2 rRNA genes are annotated in these 342 nt (G+C 42.1%); both read left to right on the top strand.

Annotated features, from left to right (window positions below):
• Window positions 1–117: ribosomal RNA gene (locus M3225_RS29215) — 23S ribosomal RNA — on the top strand; the annotation flags it as partial.
• A gap of 109 nt (window positions 118–226) precedes the next feature.
• Window positions 227–342 (top strand): 5S ribosomal RNA (rrf, locus tag M3225_RS29220).

Genomic DNA, 342 nt, shown 5'->3' on the forward strand with positions numbered 1-342 from the left:
ATTTCCCATAGCGCAAGCTAGTAAGATCCCTGAAAGATGATCAGGTTGATAGGTCAGAGGTGGAAGCGTGGCGACATGTGTAGCTGACTGATACTAATCGATCGAGGACTTAACCAAACTTTAAAAGTGTAAGTTTTACTGAGCGAACTGTTATCTAGTTTTGAGAGAACAAAACTTTTCAAAAAAAGTCTTGCTTTCTTTTAAAAATCATGTATAATATAATATGTCTGGTGGCGATAGCGAAGAGGTCACACCCGTTCCCATACCGAACACGGAAGTTAAGCTCTTTAGCGCCAATGGTAGTTGGGACTTTGTCCCTGTGAGAGTAGGACGTTGCCAGGC

It is taken from the genome of Priestia aryabhattai, assembly GCF_023715685.1.
Lineage (GTDB): Bacteria > Bacillota > Bacilli > Bacillales > Bacillaceae_H > Priestia > Priestia aryabhattai_B.